The organism is Streptomyces sp. NPDC006739 (assembly GCF_042869815.1).
Classification (GTDB): Bacteria; Actinomycetota; Actinomycetes; order Streptomycetales; family Streptomycetaceae; genus Streptomyces.
In genome coordinates this window covers 274,010-293,050 of the sequence record NZ_JBIAGM010000012.1, presented here as the reverse complement: position 1 = coordinate 293,050, position 19,041 = coordinate 274,010, and the positions used below count along the sequence as shown (strand labels likewise).

The window sequence follows — 19,041 nt, the reverse complement described above, 5'->3', positions numbered from 1 at the left end:
TGTTGAGTTCTCAAGGAACGGTCGCTTCCTTTGTACTCACCCTCTCGGGCTTTCCTCCGGGCTTCCCTTCGGTCTTGCGTTTCCGACTCTATCAGTGTTTTTCCGTCCCCCTGACCACCGTCCCGCAGGCATGCGGAAGGCGATCCGAGATTAGGATCTGACAAGTTGGGTGCTGCTGAGCGATGACGCGTGTTCGCGCCGCTCGGTCTCAAGCAGGGTTACGACTGTACACGGGGCCTCGAAGCGGGAGCAAATCGACGGGGTTGGTGGTCTAGACCACTAGCTGGTAGCTTCCAAGCGGAACCGCCACTTCATATGACATACCCTGCTGCTCAGTACGCCGTCCGGGACAGGCAGTGACGGCCCATTCGCAGCCCCACCCACTGGGAGGCTTCCCATGACCACCGTGACGTCCCCTCTCGCAGGACGTGCCATCGGACTGGCCGCCGTGCCGGATCCGGTCTTCTCCGGGGCCATGGTCGGCCCGGGCACAGCGATCGACCCCGTGCGCGAGCCTTCCGAGGCGGTTGCCCCCGTGGACGGGGTCATCGTCTCCCTTCACCCTCACGCTTTCGTCGTGGTCGACGAGAGCGGGCACGGCGTGCTCACCCACCTCGGAATCGACACCGTGCAGCTCAACGGCGAGGGCTTCGAACTGCTCGTCGACAAGGGCGACACCGTGACGCGGGGACAGGCCGTCGTGCGCTGGAACCCCGCCGCCGTCGAGGCCGCCGGCAAGTCACCGGTCTGCCCCGTCGTCGCCCTCGAAGCCACGGCCGAATCCCTGTCCGATCTCCGTGACGACGGCGACGTGAAGGCCGGCGACAGTCTCTTCCTCTGGAGCTGACGGCACTGCCGTCGGCCGACGGCACACACGACAACCACCGCGGCGGGACCCGCCGCACTATCGGAGACGGGTGAGATGGAGACAACCCTGCGAGGCGTCGGCGTGAGCCACGGCGTGGCGATCGGCGAGGTTCGGCACATGGGAACGGCGGTGCTGGAACCGCCTGCCAAGCAGATCCCGGCGGAGGAGGCCGAGCGCGAACAGGGGCGGGCTCGCAAGGCTGTGGAAGCAGTGGCGGCCGACCTCATGGCGCGCGGCAATCTGGCCGGCGGCGAGGCCCAGGCGGTGCTCGAGGCGCAGGCCATGATGGCGCAGGACCCCGAGCTGATGGCGGACGTGGACCGGCGCATCGCGGTCGGCAGCACCGCCGAGCGCGCCGTCTACGACGCGTTCGCGTCGTACCGAGAACTGCTGGCCGGGGCCGGTGAGTACCTCGCCGGTCGTGTGGCGGACCTCGACGACGTGCGGAATCGTATCGTCGCCCGGTTGCTCGGGGTGCCCATGCCGGGCGTCCCGGACAGCGACGAACCGTACGTCCTCGTGGCCCGCGATCTCGCTCCCGCGGACACCGCGCTGCTGGATCCGACCCTGGTCCTCGGTTTTGTGACCGAGGAGGGCGGGCCGACCAGCCACAGCGCGATCCTCGCCCGGGCGCTCGGGGTTCCGGCCGTGGTGGCGCTGCCGGGCGCCGGTGAGCTGGCCGAGGGCACGCTGATCGCCGTCGACGGCAGCACCGGCGACATCTTCGTGAACCCGAGCGAGCAGAAGAAGGCGCAGCTGGAGGCCGCTGCCGCCGAGCGGAAGGCCGCGCTGGCCGCCTCGACCGGTCCGGGGGCCACCGCCGACGGGCACAAGGTGCCGCTGCTGGCCAACGTCGGTGGTCCGGCGGACGTGCCGGCTGCCGTGGAGGCCGGGGCCGAGGGTGTCGGTCTGTTCCGTACCGAGTTCCTCTTCCTGGACGACAGCAAGAACGCGCCGTCCGAGGAGAAGCAGGTGGAGGCCTACCGGCAGGTGCTGGAGGCGTTCCCCGAGGGCCGTGTCGTGGTGCGGGTGCTGGACGCCGGTGCGGACAAACCGCTCGCGTTCCTGACACCGGCCGACGAGCCGAACCCGGCGCTGGGTGTGCGGGGCCTGCGGACTCTGTTGGATCACCCCGAGGTCCTGCGCACGCAACTGACCGCGCTGGCCAAGGCCGCCGAGGGACTGCCCGTCTACCTCGAGGTCATGGCCCCCATGGTGGCGGACCGCGCCGATGCCAAGGCCTTTGCGGACGCCTGCCGCCAGGCGGGGCTGCGGGCGAAGTTCGGTGCGATGGTGGAGATCCCGTCGGCCGCGCTGCGGGCGCGTGCGATCCTGCAGGAGGTCGAGTTCCTCTCTCTGGGGACCAATGACCTCGCGCAGTACACCTTCGCCGCCGACCGTCAGGTGGGTGCGGTGTCGCGGTTGCAGGATCCGTGGCAGCCCGCGCTGCTCGACCTGGTCGCGCTGTCCGCGGAAGCCGCGCGGGCCGAGGGCAAGAGCTGTGGCGTGTGCGGCGAGGCGGCGTCGGACCCGCTGCTGGCGTGTGTACTGACGGGTCTGGGTGTCACCTCCCTTTCCATGGGCGCGGCGTCGATTCCTTACGTCCGGGCGACGCTGGCGAAGTACACGCTCGCGCAGTGCGAGCGGGCGGCGGCGGCCGCGCGTGCGGCCGACAGCGCCGAGGAGGCGCGTGGTGCGGCCCAGGCCGTGCTGTCCGGCGAGTAGTCGGGCCCGGCCGCCGTCGGCCGGCTCGCAGGGGCGCTCCGTCTTCGGGTGGGGCGCCCCTGCCGTGTCCGGCGGCGGTCTCAGTGCCGGTGTCCGGATGCCCGGTCCTCCTCCCCGAGGTCGGGTGGCACGCAGTAGTCGACGCCCGATTCCGGCGAGATCGGTTCGCCCGACTCCACGTCGGTGCAGTAGGCGTCGAAGACCTCGCCGGCGGTGAGGGCTTCCAGGCCGTCCCCGCGCAGCCGCCAGCCGTAGACACGGTCGGCGTTGCCCAGGGCGCTGGTGCGCATGACGAGACCGCCGGGGCCGCGGGTGGCGAGGCCGAGCGCGAGAACGCTGGTGAATTCGAGGGCCTCCGCCTCGTCGAGGTGGACGGCGCCTTCCGGGTCCTCGTCGGCGTGGAGGACGGACACCAGGGTTTCCGGTGGTCCGGAGACGCTGCACACGAGGTGTCGGTCTCCCGGCGGAGCCGTGTCGAGGATGCGGACGACGAGGTCGGAGGCGCGGGCGAAGGCCGCGCGGCCGATGTCCTCGCCGCAGGTCACACATGGTCCGAGTCGTGCCAGCACGGTGCTGGCGTACTCCCAGGTGGCCTGCCGGACGGCCTCGTCCACGAGCGCGGGGACGAGGGTGCCGAGGGGACGGCCGTCGTAGGGGATGGTGGGGCCGGTGGCCGCGAGTTCTGCCGTGAAGCGGCTTCGGTTCAGCGGGTCGTCGGGGTCGAGGCCGTTGTCGGCGCAGAACTCCGCGTACTCCTCGGGGTCGAAGAGGGCCAGGGTGGTGTGAGTGCCCTGGGAGGCGCGGACCTTGAGGAGGGCCTCCAGTTGCTGGAGGTAGGTGAGGTGGTCGTCGAAGGCGAAGCTGCCGTAGCGCCGCATGGCGCGGAAGTCGTGCTCGTCGGTCAGGACCGCGATGGTGCCGGCCATTTCGCGCCGAAGTACGCGTCGCATGGTCTGGTGGTCGGTGAGCGCCATGATTCCCCCTGGTCACAGTCGATCAATGCTCACTCACCGTAACCGGTGCCACTGACAATGCGATCCGTCGAAGGCGGTCTCGGACCAGTCTGTGCTGGATTCCGCAGGTCAGGGCGATGGTCGCGCCGAAGGCGGTCCAGCCGAGGGGGCCGGTGGCGATGGCCGCGGTGACGGCGATCGGGCCGATGCCGCGCTGGGTGGACTGGGCGAGTCCGTGGACGCCGAGGTAGGCGCCCTGGGCGGTCTCGGGGGCCAGGGCGACGGAGAGTTCCCAGGACACGGTGGCGTGCAGCATCTCGGCAAGGGTGAACGCGACGGCCGAGGCGGTGACCAGGCAGATGGCGGTCGCGGTTCCGCCGGTCGCGGAGAAGGCCATGGCGAGGCCGCCGAGGGCGAACGCGGCGGCGAGGGGGATCAGCAGTCGGCGTGCCGTCTCGGTGGTCGTGCCGAAGCGGGCCAGGGGGACCTGGAGGGCCACCACCATCACGTTGTTCAGGACGAGCAGCAGGGGTGCCAGTCCGTGCGGTACGTCGTCGCTGTGCGCGATCCACAGGGGCAGGCCGACCTTGAACACGGTGTCGTCCAGGGAGAGGACGGTCTCGGTCGCCACGTACGCCAGGTAGGAGCGGTCGCGCCAGGGGCTGGCCGGCTTGAGTGCGCGGGGCGCGTCCTTGGAGGTGGCGGCGACACGGCTCGCCGAGGGGGGTTCCGCGCAGGTCAGGACGAGAAGCGCGGCCGCCACGAAGGTCAGGGCGTCGCCGGCCAGCAGCCAGCGGTACACGGCGGTGGTGCCCAGGGCGAGGGCGGCAGCGGCGGCGAGGCCTCCGAGGGCCCAGCCGGCGTTTGCGGCGGTGCGGTTGACGGCTTGGTAGCGGACGCGGTCCGGGCCGGCCACGCGGGTCGCGTAGAGCTTGGTGAGGACGCTCGCGGCGCGGTCCCCCAGGCTTCCGACGGCCGAGAAGGCCAGCAGCAGGGGGTAGTGGTCGGTGGTGAGCAGCGCGAAGGAGGCCACGGCTCGCAGGAGTTGGAGTGCGGGGAGGAGCCGGGTGAGGGGAACCCGGTCGGCGATGCGGCCGCCGAGTGGCGCTCCGGCGATGCCGACGGCTCCGGAGACGGCGGCGAGTGTGCCCACTTCGGCCATGGAGAGGCCGGAGACGTAGGTGAAGTACAGGACGGAGACGGATGCCCACAGGCCGCTGCCTACGCGGTCGACGAGGGTGATGGCGATCATTCTGCGTCCGTCGCGCCCTCCCGGTATGCGCTGCCGGACGGCGGCACGCGGCTTCGCGTCCACTGTTCCCCCTTGCTTGACGTTATGTATCAATACATAATGTGCAACGTGGTAACACAATATGAGATCAGTGGGGGGACGGCCAAGGGGATTGCCGCCTCGGTCGAACGAGGGGTGTCCGAGGGCGCCTTGGCGCCGGGGGCCGCGCTGCCTCCGGTGCGACGCCTCGCGGACCGGCTCCAGGTCAGCCCGGGCACGGTCGCGACGGCGTACAAGGAGCTGCGCCGGCGGGGCATCGTGACCACGCGTGGGCGGGGCGGAACCGTGGTGGCCCCTGCCCCGGCCGTCGCGTCCCGGCGCCCGCCCAAGGTGCCGGTGGGTCTGCGGGACCTCGCGGGCGGGCATCCCGATCCGGAGCTGCTGCCTGCCCTGGTGCCGCCCTCGCGGCTTTCGCCCGGCGCGCGTTCGCACCGCTCAACGCCCCGGCTGGCGCACCTCGAGGACGCCGTACGCGACTGGCTGCGCCCCGACGGCGTGCCCGTGGAGCAGGTGACCTTCGCGCACGGGGCACTGGACCTGATCGGCCGTGTGCTCTGTGGGGAGCTGCGGCCCGGGGACGCCGTGGCGATGGAGGATCCCGGATATCACCATCTGCTGGACCTGGTGACGGCCCTGGGGCTGCGGATCGTTCCGGTCGCCGTGGACGACGAGGGGGTGCGGCCCGATGCCCTGCGCGCTGCGCTGCGGACCGGTGTACGGGCCGTGGTGTTCAGTCCCCGGGCGCAGAACCCGTACGGCGGCCGCTTCTCCGGCACCCGGCGTGACGCGCTCGTCGAGGTGCTGCGGGACGAGCCCGACGTGCTGGTGATCGAGAACGACCACGCCTCCGCGGTGGCCGACGCCCCCCTGTGTTCGGTGACCGGCGCGGGCCTGGCCCGCTGGGTGCACGTGCGGACGGTCAGCAAGTTCCTGGGAACGGACCTGCGGTGGGCGGCGGCGGCCTGTGATCCGGTCACGCTGGCCCGGCACGACGGCCGGCTGCTGCTGACCTCGGGCTGGGTGAGTCACCTGCTGCAGGAGACCGTCCACGGACTGCTGACGGACGCGGGCACGCGCGCGTTGGTCTCCCGCGCGCGGGAGACGTACGCGGAGCGGCGCGGGACGCTGGCCCGGGAGCTGGCCGCGCGCGGGATCGCGTCGCACGGGAGGAGCGGGATGAACCTGTGGGTGCCCGTGCGGGACGAGTCGGCGGTGGTGAACGGGCTGCGGTCGTACGGCTGGTGGGTGGCGGCCGGGGCGAGGTTCCGGGTGGCCGCCGAGCCCGGGGTGCGGATCACGGCCGCGAGCCTGGAGCCGGCCGACGCGGCACGGCTGGCCTCGGAGTTCGCCGCCGTGCTCGGCGAGTCCGAGGCCACCTACGGAGGATGAGCGCCCCCTCCGGGGAGGTCAGGCGCGCTTGCGGGCCAGGGCCTCGTAGAAGCCCAGGAGGCCCAGGTTGTCGATGGAGCCGGGGTTGACGGCCTTCTCCAGTGGCGTGCCCTGGAGGAGGCGCTTGACGGGTACCTCGATGCGTTTGCCCGTGAGGGTGTGTGGCACCCCGGGGACCTCGATGATCTCGTCGGGCACGTGCCGCGGCGAGAGCTGCTCACGGATGGCCCGCTTGACGCGGTTTCGCAGGGCTTCGTCGAGGACGGCTCCCGGGGCCAGGTGTACGAACAGCGGCATCCAGTAGCCGCCGTCTGCCTGTTCGATGCCGATGACCAGGGATTCCCTGATCTCGGGCAGCCGTTCGACGACCTCGTAGATGTCGGCGGAGCCCATGCGCACGCCCTGGCGGTTGAGCGTGGAGTCGGAACGGCCGTGGATGATCACGGAGCCGCGTGAGGTCACGGTGATCCAGTCGCCGTGGCGCCAGACGCCGGGATAGGTGTCGAAGTAGCTGTCGTGGTAGCGGCTGCCGTCGGGGTCGTTCCAGAAGTGGATCGGCATGGAGGGCATGGGGTTGGTGACCACCAGCTCGCCCACCTCGTCGATCACGGGTTTGCCGCTGGGGTCCCAGGACTGCAGGTCGGTGCCGAGGCCGGGCGCCTGGAGTTCGCCGGTGTACACGGGGAGGGTGGGTACGGCTCCCGCGAAGCAGGAGCAGACGTCCGTGCCGCCGCTGACGGAGGCGATCCACAGGTCGTCACGGACCTCGTCGTGCAGCCAGCGGAACCCGTCCGGGGGCAGGGGCGAGCCGGTGGTGGCGACGCACCGCACCCGGGAGAGGTCGAAGTCGCGGGAGGGGTGCACACCGGCCTTGCGGCAGGCCATGACGTACGCGGCCGAGGTGCCGTAGAGGGTGGCCCCGGTGCGCTCGGCGATCCGCCACTGGGCGGCCGTGTCCGGGTAGCCGGGGCTTCCGTCGTACAGGACGATCGTGGTGCCGGTGAGCAGGCCGGAGACGAGGAAGTTCCACATCATCCAGCCGGTCGAGGTGTACCAGAAGAAACGGTCCTCGGGGCCGAGGTCGCAGTGCAGGCCGAGCTGCTTGAGGTGTTCGACCAGGATGCCGCCCTGGGACTGGACGATGGCCTTGGGCAGGCCGGTCGTGCCGGAGGAGTACAGCACCCACAGGGGATGGTCGAACGGGACCTGTTCGAAGACGGGCTCGGTGTCGGCCGAGGTCAGGGCCGACCAGTCGAGGGCGCCCTCGGGTGCGTCGGTGCCCAGGAGGGGGATGTGCACGACGGCCCGCAGGGTGGGCAGCTCGCGACGCAGCTCGGCGACGATCTCGCGGCGGTCGTGCTCCTTGCCGCCGTAGCGGTAGCCGTCGACGGTGAACAGGACCACCGGTTCGACCTGCTGGAAGCGGTCGAGGACGCTGCGGGCGCCGAAGTCGGGGGCGCAGGAGGTCCAGACGGCGCCCACGGCGGCCGTGGCGAGGAGGGCGACCACGGCCTGGGGGATGTTCGGGAGGTAGCCGCTGACGCGGTCGCCGGGGCGTACGCCGAGGGCGCGCAGCTCGGCGGCCAGGGAGCCCACCTGACGGCGCAGCTCGGACCAGGTCACGGGGCTCGGCTCGTGGGTCTCGTCGACGTGGAGCAGGGCCGGTTCGTCCGGTCGGTCGGCGGCGGCGCGCAGGGCGTGTTCGGCGTAGTTCAGGGTCGCCCCGGGGAACCACTGGGCTCCGGGCATCGAGCGGTCGCCCAGCACGCGCGCGTAGGGCGTCGAGAACCGTACGTCGAACCACTCCGTGACGGCTTTCCAGAAGGTGTCCAGCTGGTCGACGGACCACCGGTGCAGGGCGGGGTAGCCGCCCCCGGCCGGGGCGCCGTGGCGCTCGGCCGCCCAGGCCTGGAATTCGGTGATGCGCGCCTGGGCGATCCATCTCGGATCCGGCTGCCAGAGCGGCTGGTCGTTCGCGGTCGGCATGGGGCGGCTCCCGGACTGTGCGCGTCGTGTGCGTCGGTCCGCGCACGGGCTGGGGTGTGCGCGTGACGCGGCTGACACGGACGATGCCATGTGATCGACTTCCACACCAGGGCGCCCCGCGTGGTCCGTGTCATGAAGACATGGTCCCGGCCCGGGTGAACGGCAGTTGAACGACACGCGCGCGTGGGGCGGTCGGTGGCAGGGTGAGCAGCATGGACGGTCGTGACCTGGTGCGTTCGGTGAAGATGGTCGGTTCGGGGAGGGCTGCGCAGGGGTGGCGTACCGTACGCTCCGCATGGCGCAGGAGGCGCGTCGACGCCGTCGGACTGCCACCACGGGGTGCCGAGCGCGCTCGGGTACCGGGGTCGGTGCAGGGCGTGGAGCCCGGGCCGGGGGGCGGTCTGATCCGTTTCGCCCGGTCCGAGCTGCGGATCACGGTCGCGGTCAACGGGGCGGTGTTCTGGGGCTGGGACGGGGCGGATCCCGAGCCCTCGTACGCGCTCGCAGGGCGCTGCCCCGAGCCGGATCCGCGGGCGGTGCTGGAGCCGGACAAGGACGGCGGCTGGCGGGTCGTGGCGGAGCGGGTGACGGTCGTCGTCTCGCGGCACGGCGCGGTGGAGGTGTGTACGCCCGGCGGGGTGAGCCTGCGGCGGGATCTGCCGCCGCGGTGGTGGGAACCGGTCGACGGCGGTACGGCGCGGTGGATGCAGCGGTCGGAGGTGGCCGCGGACGCGCGTTTCTTCGGCCTGGGCGGCCGTGCGTCGGGGCCGCGGCTGCGCGACGGGAGGTACCGGCTGTGGCACACCGATCCCGGGCGTGCGTTCGGTCCCGGGGACGATCCGCTGTACCTGACCGTGCCGGTGCAGTTGGTGGTGGCCGACGCGGCCACGCATCTGGTGTTCCACGACACCTCGTGGGACGGGACGGTGACGCTGCGGGAGGGTGAGGAGGGTGCCGGGTCCGGGCACGACCGGGCCGGCCGGTGCGAGCTGCGGATGGAGGGCGGTCCGCTGCGCTGCTGGGTGATCGTGGGCACCCCCGCGCGCGTGCTGCACGCCTGGGCCTCCCTGACGGGCGCGCCCGCGCTGCCGCCCGCCTGGGCGCTGGGACACCATCACGCGCGGTGGGGTTTCGGGAGCGAGCAGGAGGTGCGGCGGATCGTGTCGGGCTACCAGGAGCGCGGCCTGCCGTTGGACGCCGTCCATCTGGACATCGACCACTACGACGCACGACAGGTGTTCACCGTCGACCAGGAGCGCTTTCCCAAGCTGCCGGTGCTCGCCGAGGAGCTGCGGCGGGACGGGATCCGGCTGGTGTCGATCGTCGATCCGGCGGTGCGGGCCGCGCCCGGCAACGCGGTGTACGAGAGCGGGGCGGCGGTGGACGCCTTCGTGCGGGATGCCTCGGGGCGGACGGTGCGGGGTGTGGCGTGGGCCGGGGAGTCGGTCTTTCCGGACTTCACCAACGCGCGCGTGCGCAAGTGGTGGGGCGGGCTCTACGAGGAGCGGCTGGGGCAGGGCTTCGCCGGTTTCTGGCACGACATGAACGAGCCGACGTCCTTCAACGCCTTCGGTGAGCCGACGCTGCCGCGTTCGGCCCGGCACTGCCTGGAGGGTCGCGGCGGCGACCACCGGGAGGCGCACAACGTGTACGGGCTCTGCATGGCCCAGGCGGGTTACGAGGGGCTGCGCGAGCTGAATCCCGGGGAGCGGCCGTTCGTGTTCTCCCGCTCCGGCTGGGCGGGCCTGCAGCGTTACGGGGGCACGTGGTCGGGGGACGTGGCGACGGGCTGGCCGGGGCTGCGGGCGTCCTTGTCGCTGGTCCTGGGGCTCGGGCTGTGCGGGGTGCCGTACTCGGGGCCGGACGTGGGCGGCTTCGACGGGAGCCCTTCGCCGGAGCTGTATCTGCGCTGGTTCCAGCTCGGCGCGTACCTGCCGCTCTTCCGCACGCACGCGAGCCTGCGGGCGGGTCGCCGCGAGCCCTGGGAGTTCGGCGCGCAGGTGCTGGAGCACGCGCGCGTGGCGCTGCTGGAACGGCGCCGTCTGCTGCCGTACTTCATGACGCTGGCGCACCTGGCGCGGCGCACGGGCGCGCCCTATGTGCGGCCGCTGTGGTGGGGGCAGCCGGAGGACCGCGCGCTGCGTGACTGCGAGGACGCCTTCCTGCTGGGCGACTGCCTGCTGGTGGCGCCGGTGCTGGCCCCGGGCACCGGCCGGCGTGCGGTGCAGCTGCCTCGGGGGCGCTGGTACGACACGGTGACGGAGCAGGTCTACGAGGGCCCGGGGCGGGTTCTCGTCGACGCGCCGTTGTCGCGGATACCCGTGTTCGCGCGCGCGGGTGCCGTCCTGCCCGTGCGGGGGGCGGACGGCGGGCTGGAGCTGGAGGTGTGGGCGCCCGCCCGTGGGCGGACCGGGGGCGGACTGGTCGTGCCGGACGCGGGCGACGGTTGGGAGGAGCCGGAGATCGAGCGTTACGTCACCCGCCGGCAGGGCCGGGACGTGGTGGTCGAGCGGGAGGGGGAGCGCGGCGGGGGCTCACCGGGCCGCCCGGTGCGGGTGCGGGGGCTGGGCTGAGCGCGGGTCTCAGACGTAGCGGCCCTCGAACCAGGCCCGCACGGCCACGGTGTGCAGGGGGAAGGCGAGTTCCTCGGGCCTGCGCAGCAGGTGCCAGCCCGTTGTCTCGTGTGTCACGGCGGAGTCGGGCAGTGCCTCGGCGGGCCGTTCCGGCAGAAGACCGAAGAGCAGCAGGTGCCCGTCGGGCGCACTCATCGCGTCCACGAGCCGCACGTCACGGGCGGCGACGTCGATGCCCGTCTCCTCCCTGAGTTCGCGCACGACGGCCTGCCGCCAGTCCTCACGGTCGTCGATGTAGCCACCGGGAAGGGCCGTCCCCCCGCGCGCGGGGGCGATGGTCCGGGTGATGACGACCAGGGCGGTGCCCTTGGTGTCGTACACGGGCTGCAGGGCGATGGCCACCGGCAGGGGGTTGCGGTAGGCGACGGTCCCGCAGGACGGGCAGGTGCGGGGCCAGCCGGAGACGCCCTCTCCGTAGGGCGCTCCGCAGGTCGAACAGTGCGAGTTCGGCGCGAAGTTGGCGATTGAGTGCTTGATTTCGGACACGCGCGGACTGTATCCGATCACAGGAAGGACTTCTTCCGGAAGCGGTCCTCGCGGGACGGCCGCGGGCGGCCTGCCCTTTTCCAGTGGCCCGTGGCAGACTTCTGACGTTCCGTCAGATTTCTTTGGCCCGGAGGAACTGTGACGCGTACACGCACACCCGCTGTGGCCGGGTGGTTCACCGGCGAGGGCGACGGCTTCCGGCTCCTGGGCACCCGCTGCTCGGCCTGTGCCTCGGTCTTCTTTCCGCGCGAGGACGTCCACTGCCGCAATCCGCGGTGCCCGGGCGGTGATCTGGCCGAGGTCCCGCTGTCGCGCAGGGGACGGATCTGGTCGTACACCGACAGTCGGTACCGGCCTCCGTCACCGTATGTGAGCGATCCGGAACTTCCGTGGGAGCCGTACGCGTTGATCGCTGTGGAGCTGGAGTCCGAGCGGATCGTGGTGCTGGGACAGGCGGTCCCCGGGATCACCGTCGCCGGTCTGACGGTGGGCATGGAGATGGAGGTCGTGCCCGGGGTGCTCCACGAGGACCCCGGGACGACCTGGACGACCTGGCACTGGCGGCCGACGGGGGTGGGGGCATGACGGCGGACGTGGCGGTGCTCGGCGCGGGCATGCACCCCTGGGGCAAATGGGGGCGCGGCTTCGTCGAGTACGGGACGGCGGCGGCCCGAGCGGCCCTGGCGGACGCGGACCTGCAGTGGCCCGACGTCGGCTCCGTCGTGGGGGCGGACACGGTACGTGGCGGGTATCCGGGCTACGTGGCGGGCGCGACGTTCGCCAAGGCCCTGGGCTGGCAGGGGGCGCGCGTCACCAGCGTGTACGCGGCGTGCGCCTCCGGAGCGCAGGCGGTCGCCACCGCGCGGGCGCAGATCCTCGCCGGACTCGCGGACGTCGTGCTCGTGGTGGGAGCGGACGCGGCGCCCAAGGGGTTCTTCCGGCCCGCCGGCGGTGACCGCCCCGACGACCCGGACTGGCTGCGCTTCCGCCTCCTGGGGGCGACGAATCCGACGTACTTCGGCCTGTACGCGCGGCGGCGGATGGAGTTGCACGGAGACACCCCGGAGGACTTCGCCCTGGTCAAGGTGAAGAACGCCGCCATGGGGGCGCTGAATCCGTACGCGCGCTACCGCAAGCGGGTCACCGCCGAGGAGGTCGCCGCCTCCGCGGTGGTGGCCGATCCGCTGCGGCTGCTCGACATCTGCGCCACCTCCGACGGCGGTGCCGCCCTGGTGCTGTCCAGCCTGGACTACGCACACCGGCACGGGGTGAAGCGGCCGGTCCGCATCCGGGCGGTGTCCACGGTGACACCCAGTTACCCGAACACCGTGCTGGATCTGCCGGACATCGCCACGGACTGCGCGGCAGCGGTGCACCCGCCCGGTGCGACCTTCCGGGCCTCGATCGCACGGGCCGCCTACGAGGAGGCCGGCATCGGTCCCGAGGACCTGTCGCTGGCCGAGGTGTACGACCTGTCGACGGCGCTGGAACTGCAGTGGTACGAGGATCTGGGGCTGTGCGACGAGGGCGAGGGCGCCAAGCTGCTCCGGGAGGGCGCCACGACACCGGGTGGTCGCATACCCGTCAACCCCAGTGGCGGGCTCGCCTCCTTCGGTGAGGCGGTACCGGCCCAGGCGATCGCGCAGGTCTGCGAACTGACCTGGCAGTTGAGGGACGCCGCGGGCGAGAGGCAGGTCCCCGGCGCACGCGCGGGGATCACCGCGAACCAGGGGCTGTTCGGCCATGGGTCGGCGGTGGTCGCGGTGCGGTGACACAAGCGGCGGGCCGGCCGTCCACGCGGTGTGATCAACCCGGAATGCTGCGTGAACGTCTCATGAACTGGGCCTGGGCGTCCACGGGCGGCGCCATCATGCTGCCGTGCACTCCTGGACGGATACTCTCCGATTCGCCTTCCAGCCGGTGGTCAGCCTCACGACCGGCGCGGTCGCGGCACTGGAGATACTCGCCCGCCCGGAGACCGGTGACATTCTGGCCGAGGCCCGCCGGGACCCCGAACTCGACGGTCGCCTCGCCGTGCTGGCCCTGCGCGCGGCCGCTCGCAAGGAGACACTCCTGCCGCTGCACCTCAACGTGTTCGCCGCCACGCTCGCCGATCTCGGCGGCCTCACCCCGCTGTACGACGCCGTGCGCGCGGCGGGACGGATGCCCTGGGAGGTGACGCTCGACATCGTCCCGCCCTGCACACACGTACCCCAGCGAGCGCTGCTGGAGGCGGTGACCCAACTGCGCGGCCAGGGGTTCCGGATCAGCGCGGACGGCATCGGCGACGGGGACGTACCCCTGCGGCTGCTCACCGACCTCGCCCCGGACCTGGTCAAGTTGGACGCCTCGCTGCTGACCCGGCCGGCCGCGGTCCGGGCGATGCGGACACTGTGCGAGCAGCTCGGAGCGCTGGTGGCGGTGGAGGGCGTGGAGACGGAACTGCAGTGCGCCACAGCGCGGTCGGCGGGCGCTCAGCTGGCCCAGGGTGAGCTGTTCGCGCCGCCGGCCCGGATTCCGGCGGCGGACGTATACGTTCCGCCCCGCTCCCCCGGTGCCGTCACGGTGCCGCGGTCCGGGCCGTCGGTGCGGGAGTTCGTGCGGCCCGCCGCGCTGCTGCCGGTCACCGCGTCGGCCGGGCAGGTACGGGCGCTGCTGACCGGCTCGCCGGACATCTCCGGGGTCCTCCTGGTGGACCAGGCCGGCGTGCCCGTCCGTTCCGTGCACCGCTCCCGCTTCCTGCTGTCGATGTCGGGCCGCTACGGGCACGCCCTGTACGCGGACCGGCCTGCCTTCAAACTTGGCGACGCGCCGCGCGCGGTCGGGGTCGACGCGACCGCCTGGGAGGTCCTGGACGTGGTCGCGGTCGGCGGCCGGGACCGCACCTCGGACGACGTCGCGGTCGTCGACCGGCACGGGCGGTGCGTGGGCGTGGTACGGCTCGCGGACCTCGTTCGGGCGCTGGCCGAGACGCGGGTGGAGGAGGCGGCCGGGCTCAACCCGCTGACCCGGCTGCCGGGTTCGGACGCGATCACCGGCGAGCTGGACCGGTGGATCGCCGAGGGGCGGGCGTTCGCGCTGAGCTGGCTGGACGTCGACCACTTCAAACAGGTCAACGACGGTGCCGGGTTCGCCGCGGGCGACGAACTGATCCGCTCGGTGGGGTGGGCACTGCAGCAGGCGGTGGCGGGACACGCGCGCGTGGGGCACATCGGCGGCGACGACTTCCTGGTGCTCGCCGAGGAGGCCGGGCTGGATCAGCTGGTCGGTGCCGTGCTCGACGCACCCTGGTCGGCGGGCGGCCGGTCCGTCACCCTGTCCGTGGCCACGGTGGTGTGCGCGCCGGACAGCGTCACCGATCACCGGCAGGCGGCCGCGCAGCTCGCTCCGCTGAAGAAGGCCGCGAAGGCCCTGCGCGGGGCGAGCTGGGTCCTCGGGCGGGCGGGGCTGAGCGGGCACGAGGTCCGGCGCGGCTCGGCGGCGTCAGCCCCGGCGGGGTACGCCGCCGCTGAGCCCCTGGGCTGAACCCCTGGGCTGAACGGCGGGCACCGGCGCGCCGGTTGAGCGGCCGGGTGCGTGAACCGCGTGGCTGCGCCACCCCGACCAGGGGCTCGGCGGGCGGCTGTCACCGTTGCCGTCGGCGACCTTGACGGTCCCAGGGCGCCGGTGAACACTTCCCGGTGTCGGTCGGCAGCGCCGTACATTCACGGCGTTATCAGGCACCGCGTCGCGGGCTTCTGCTGCGCCATCGCCCGCTCCCCACACGCGATCCGGCCTGCGACGGCACGCTCGTCACGGACGCCGGGCGGGGCGCGGGACCCTCCCTGCCTACGGCTGAAGTCGCCAAGGGAACCGTTCCTGCAAGAACGGCCGGGGTCGATCCCCGGGCCGGCGTCTAGGAGCCGCCATGAGCAACGGACACATTTTCGTCGGCGAGGTCATCGGCACCGCGATCCTGATCCTCTTCGGTGCGGGGGTCTGCGCCGCCGTCACGCTCAGACATTCCAAGGCCCGGGCCTCTGGGTGGGTCGTCATCGCGTTCGGCTGGGGCTTCGGTGTCCTCGCGGGCGCGTACACCGCCGCTCCCCTCTCCGGCGGACAGCTCAACCCCGCCGTCACCATCGGCATCGCCGTGGACACCGGCAAGTGGGGCAAGGTCTGGGTCTATCTGCTGGGCGAGTTCGTCGGCGCGATGCTCGGTGCCGTCCTGGCGTATCTGGTCTACCTCGCCCAGTTCCAGGCCAACGTCCGAGAGGAGGGCTCGGCGGAGGAACCGACCCCGACGCTCGGCGTCTTCTCCACCATCCCGGAGATCCGGAACCCGGTCGCCAACCTCGTCACGGAGATCATCGCGACGATGGCGCTCGTCCTTCCGGTCCTCGCCTTCGGGCTGACCAAGGGGCTCGGCCAGTCCGGAACCACCGTGCTGATCGTGTCCCTGCTGGTCGTCGGCATCGGACTCTCACTCGGCGGCCCCACCGGCTACGCCATCAACCCGGCCCGTGACCTCGGCCCGAGGCTGGTGCACGCCGTGCTGCCGATCCCGAACAAGGGCACGTCCGACTGGGGTTACGCGTGGATCCCGGTCGTCGGCCCGCTGATCGGCGGGGCCCTCGCGGGCCTCGTCTACAACGTGGCCTTCTGATCCGGCGACCCGACCCCGCGGCAAACGACCCACGACGACCGACCAGCGACCCGCGACCTGTGACCAGCGACCTGTGACCAGAGACCCAGGGGCAGCCATGACCGACACCGCCGAGAAGTACGTCGCCGCAATCGACCAGGGCACCACTTCCAGCCGCTGCATCGTCTTCGACCACGGCGGTGCGATCGTCGCCGTCGACCAGCGCGAGCACCGCCAGATCTTCCCCAAGCCGGGCTGGGTGGAGCACGACGCCACCGAGATCTGGTCCAAGATGCAGGCCGTGGTGGCCGGCGCCCTCGCCAAGGCCGGGCTGCGCGCCGACCAGCTCAGCGCCCTCGGTATCACCAACCAGCGCGAGACGACCGTCCTGTGGGACCGCGCCACGGGCAAGCCCGTGCACAACGCGATCGTCTGGCAGGACACCCGCACCGCCGCCCTGTGTCACGAGCTGGGCGGCCCGCACGGCCAGGACCGCTTCCGCGAGGCGACCGGACTGCCGCTGGCCAGCTACTTCTCCGGCCCCAAGGCCGCCTGGCTGCTCGACAACGTACCGGGACTCAGGGACCGGGCCGAGCGCGGCGAGATCGCCTTCGGGACCATCGACTCCTGGCTGATCTGGAACCTCACCGGTGGCACCGAAGGCGGCCGGCACGTCACCGACGTGACGAACGCCGGGCGCACCATGCTGATGAACCTGGAGACTCTCCAGTGGGACACCTCCATCCTCTCCGCGATGAACGTCCCCGAGGCGGTCCTGCCCGAGATCAGGTCCTCCGCCGAGGTCTACGGCACCGCCGTCGGCCAGCTCGCCGGCGTGCCGGTCGCATCGGCGCTGGGCGACCAGCAGGCCGCCGTGTTCGGGCAGGCCTGCTACGACGTCGGCACGGCGAAGAACACCTACGGCACCGGCAGCTTCCTGCTGCTCAACACCGGCACCCGGCCGGTGCCGTCCAAGAACGGGCTGCTGACGACGATGGGTTACAGGATCGGCGGTGAGGCGCCGGTGTACTGCCTGGAGGGATCCATAGCGATAACGGGCGCACTGGTCCAGTGGTTCCGGGACCAGCTGGGCATCATCCGTGACGCCGACGAGATCGAGACGCTGGCGGCGAGTGTCGAGGACAACGGCGGCGCCTATATCGTGCCCGCCTTCTCCGGGCTGTTCGCGCCCTATTGGCGGTCCGACGCGCGCGGGGTCGTCACCGGACTGACCCGGTACGTCACCAAGGCACACCTCGCGCGCGCCGTGCTGGAGGCGACCAGCTGGCAGACGCGGGAGGTGGTGGACGCCATGTTCCAGGACTCCGGGGTGCGGATCACCACCCTGAAGGTGGACGGCGGGATGACGAAGAACCATCTGCTGATGCAGCACCAGGCCGATGTGCTCGGCGTGCCCGTCATCCGTCCCCGGGTCTCCGAGACGACCTGTCTGGGCGCCGCCTACGCGGCAGGTCTGGCGACCGGCGTGTGGAACGACCTGGACGAACTGAAGTCGCACTGGCAGAGGGACGCGGAGTGGACCCCGGCGATGCAGGCTCCGGTGCGCGACCGTGAGTACCGCAACTGGCGCAAGGCCGTGGAGAAGAGCCTCGGCTGGCTGGAGGAGGGCGACAACTGACCGTCCACCGGGGCGTTTCCCCATGGGACCACGGCCCGTACCCCTGTCGGCGGGGGTGCGGGCCGTGCCGGTGGATCAGGTGGTGAGGGTCCGACGACGGTCCGCCGTGTGCGCCATCGCGTGCTGGACGACCCCGACCAGCACCTCCTTGACGGACTCGCGGTCGCGGGCGTCGCACAGGACGACGGGTACGTCCTCGTCGAGGTCGAGGGCCTGCCGGACGGCGTCGGCGGGATAACGGGCGGCACCCTCGAAGCAGTTGACACCGACGAGGAAGGGTATCGAGCGCCGTTCGAAGTAGTCGACGGCGGCGAAGCACTCCTCCAGACGCCGGGTGTCGGCGAGGACCACCGCCCCGAGCGCGCCCTCGGTCAGCTCGTCCCACATGAACCAGAACCGCTCCTGACCGGGCGTGCCGAAGAGGTAGAGCACCAGGTCCTCGCGCAGGGTGATACGGCCGAAGTCCATGGCCACCGTGGTGGTGTGCTTGCCCTCCACCCCGGTGGTGTCGTCGACCGGGCGCCCCGCCTCGGTGAGCAGTTCCTCGGTGCGCAGCGGCCTGATCTCGCTGACCGCGCCGACTAGGGTGGTCTTGCCCACGCCGAAACCGCCGGCCACGAGGATCTTGAGCGTGACGGGCTCGACCGGGGGCTTGCCGCGCTCAGAACGCCCGAAGATCATCTATCTCTTCTCCTGCTTGACGGGGGTCGGGTGACGGTCGGCCGTAACCGCCGCCACCAGGGGTTCGGCCGGTGGTGGGGCGGCGTCGACCACCGCGCGCGGGACATGGCGCGTGTAGGCCTGGACGGCGTCGAGGCCGAAGTCCTCGATCACGCGGACGGCGTCGACCGGGTCCGTGGAGCCGTGCAGGAGTTCGCGGACGCCGGCGACGGCCGCGTCGGCGTAATGGGCGGGGTCGTCGGACAGCGGCTTGTGCGTGAGCGGGCGGCCGTCCGGGCGCCGCGCGACGATGTCGGTGAACGTGCCGCCCCGGTCGACCCAGCACTGCCAGCCTGTCACGTCACTACTCCGCTTCCACGCCGGTCACAGCGCCCGGAGGCCGTTGATCACGTCGCGCAGGATACTCACGTCCGGCAGTTCCGCCGGGGGTACCGGCCGCGTGACGTGGACGAGTTCCTCGTTCACGAGATCTCCGATGAGGACCCGCACCACTCCGATGGGCAGATCGAGTTCGGCTGCGAGTTCGGCGACCGACTGCGGCGCGTCACGGCAGAGCTCGACGATGTCCACGTGCTCCGGCGACAGCGTCTGGTCGGCTTCCGGGTCGTCCGCCCGGGCTTCCGCGACGACCACCGCGATGAGATCGAGGCGGTGCTGGGCCGCGCTGGTGGTGCGGCCACGCGTCATGGCGTACGGACGGACGACCGGTCCGGCCTCGTCGTCGAACCAGTGACTTCTTCCCTGACCCTCTGCGCTCATGTCATCC

Annotated in this window: 15 protein-coding genes and 1 pseudogene; 9 read left to right on the top strand and 7 right to left on the bottom strand. The window is 71.9% G+C overall.

Features of this window, described 5'->3' with window-relative positions; translation table 11 throughout:
* Window positions 1–397: 397 nt before the first annotated feature.
* Together ACFYMM_RS24745 and ptsP are read left to right on the top strand one after the other, a co-directional pair.
* On the top strand, window positions 398–847 hold the full coding sequence (locus ACFYMM_RS24745) for a PTS glucose transporter subunit IIA (RefSeq protein ID WP_388390066.1): 450 nt from the start codon (window positions 398–400) through the stop codon (window positions 845–847).
* Window positions 848–922: 75 nt separating this feature from the next.
* Window positions 923–2,593 (top strand): phosphoenolpyruvate--protein phosphotransferase, encoded by a 1,671-nt coding sequence (ptsP, locus tag ACFYMM_RS24740; protein ID WP_388390064.1) that lies wholly within the window; start codon window positions 923–925, stop codon window positions 2,591–2,593.
* An 80-nt stretch (window positions 2,594–2,673) separates the two neighbouring features.
* On the opposite strand, the gene ACFYMM_RS24735 is transcribed toward ptsP, so the two are convergent.
* Together ACFYMM_RS24735 and ACFYMM_RS24730 are read right to left on the bottom strand one after the other, a co-directional pair.
* On the bottom strand, window positions 2,674–3,567 hold the full coding sequence (locus ACFYMM_RS24735) for a hypothetical protein (protein WP_388390062.1): 894 nt from the start codon (window positions 3,565–3,567) through the stop codon (window positions 2,674–2,676).
* A gap of 22 nt (window positions 3,568–3,589) precedes the next feature.
* Window positions 3,590–4,798, bottom strand: coding sequence for an MFS transporter (locus tag ACFYMM_RS24730; protein WP_388390061.1), 1,209 nt, complete (start codon window positions 4,796–4,798; stop codon window positions 3,590–3,592).
* 99 nt (window positions 4,799–4,897) lie between these two features.
* Between ACFYMM_RS24730 and ACFYMM_RS24725 the strand changes: the two genes are divergently transcribed.
* Window positions 4,898–6,226 (top strand): aminotransferase class I/II-fold pyridoxal phosphate-dependent enzyme, encoded by a 1,329-nt coding sequence (locus ACFYMM_RS24725; RefSeq protein ID WP_388390059.1) that lies wholly within the window; start codon window positions 4,898–4,900, stop codon window positions 6,224–6,226.
* A gap of 18 nt (window positions 6,227–6,244) precedes the next feature.
* Here ACFYMM_RS24725 and ACFYMM_RS24720 read toward each other — a convergent pair whose 3' ends face one another.
* Complete coding sequence (locus ACFYMM_RS24720) at window positions 6,245–8,212, bottom strand: acetoacetate--CoA ligase (protein ID WP_388390057.1); 1,968 nt, start codon at window positions 8,210–8,212, stop codon at window positions 6,245–6,247.
* A gap of 212 nt (window positions 8,213–8,424) precedes the next feature.
* On the opposite strand from ACFYMM_RS24720, the gene ACFYMM_RS24715 reads away from it, so the two are divergent.
* A complete protein-coding gene (locus ACFYMM_RS24715; protein WP_388390055.1) occupies window positions 8,425–10,785 on the top strand; it encodes a glycoside hydrolase family 31 protein in 2,361 nt (786 codons plus the stop codon).
* 9 nt (window positions 10,786–10,794) lie between these two features.
* Here ACFYMM_RS24715 and ACFYMM_RS24710 read toward each other — a convergent pair whose 3' ends face one another.
* A complete protein-coding gene (locus ACFYMM_RS24710) occupies window positions 10,795–11,331 on the bottom strand; it encodes an NUDIX domain-containing protein (protein WP_388390053.1) in 537 nt (178 codons plus the stop codon).
* 138 nt (window positions 11,332–11,469) lie between these two features.
* On the opposite strand from ACFYMM_RS24710, the gene ACFYMM_RS24705 reads away from it, so the two are divergent.
* The 5 genes from ACFYMM_RS24705 (at window position 11,470) to glpK (ending at window position 17,594) form a co-directional block, all read left to right on the top strand.
* Entirely contained in the window at window positions 11,470–11,916 is a 447-nt protein-coding gene (locus ACFYMM_RS24705) for a Zn-ribbon domain-containing OB-fold protein (protein ID WP_388390051.1), read from the top strand.
* On the top strand, window positions 11,913–13,103 hold the full coding sequence (locus ACFYMM_RS24700; RefSeq protein ID WP_388390049.1) for a lipid-transfer protein: 1,191 nt from the start codon (window positions 11,913–11,915) through the stop codon (window positions 13,101–13,103). The genes ACFYMM_RS24705 and ACFYMM_RS24700 overlap by 4 nt, the downstream gene beginning before the upstream one ends.
* A 106-nt stretch (window positions 13,104–13,209) precedes the next feature.
* On the top strand, window positions 13,210–14,856 hold the full coding sequence (locus ACFYMM_RS24695; protein WP_388390047.1) for a GGDEF domain-containing protein: 1,647 nt from the start codon (window positions 13,210–13,212) through the stop codon (window positions 14,854–14,856).
* A gap of 382 nt (window positions 14,857–15,238) precedes the next feature.
* Entirely contained in the window at window positions 15,239–15,976 is a 738-nt protein-coding gene (locus ACFYMM_RS24690) for an MIP/aquaporin family protein (protein WP_388390045.1), read from the top strand.
* Between the two features lie 97 nt (window positions 15,977–16,073).
* Complete coding sequence (glpK, locus tag ACFYMM_RS24685; RefSeq protein ID WP_388390043.1) at window positions 16,074–17,594, top strand: glycerol kinase GlpK; 1,521 nt, start codon at window positions 16,074–16,076, stop codon at window positions 17,592–17,594.
* A 75-nt stretch (window positions 17,595–17,669) separates the two neighbouring features.
* Here the strand turns inward: glpK and ACFYMM_RS24680 are convergent, their stop codons facing one another.
* From ACFYMM_RS24680 to ACFYMM_RS24670, 3 genes and pseudogenes are all read right to left on the bottom strand, one after another.
* Window positions 17,670–18,275, bottom strand: coding sequence for an ATP/GTP-binding protein (locus ACFYMM_RS24680; protein WP_388390041.1), 606 nt, complete (start codon window positions 18,273–18,275; stop codon window positions 17,670–17,672).
* Window positions 18,276–18,425: 150 nt separating this feature from the next.
* Window positions 18,426–18,614, bottom strand: a pseudogene (locus ACFYMM_RS24675) (hydantoinase/oxoprolinase N-terminal domain-containing protein); the annotation flags it as partial.
* A 24-nt stretch (window positions 18,615–18,638) separates the two neighbouring features.
* Window positions 18,639–19,034 (bottom strand): DUF742 domain-containing protein, encoded by a 396-nt coding sequence (locus ACFYMM_RS24670; RefSeq protein ID WP_388390039.1) that lies wholly within the window; start codon window positions 19,032–19,034, stop codon window positions 18,639–18,641.
* Between the last annotated feature and the right edge of the window lie 7 nt (window positions 19,035–19,041).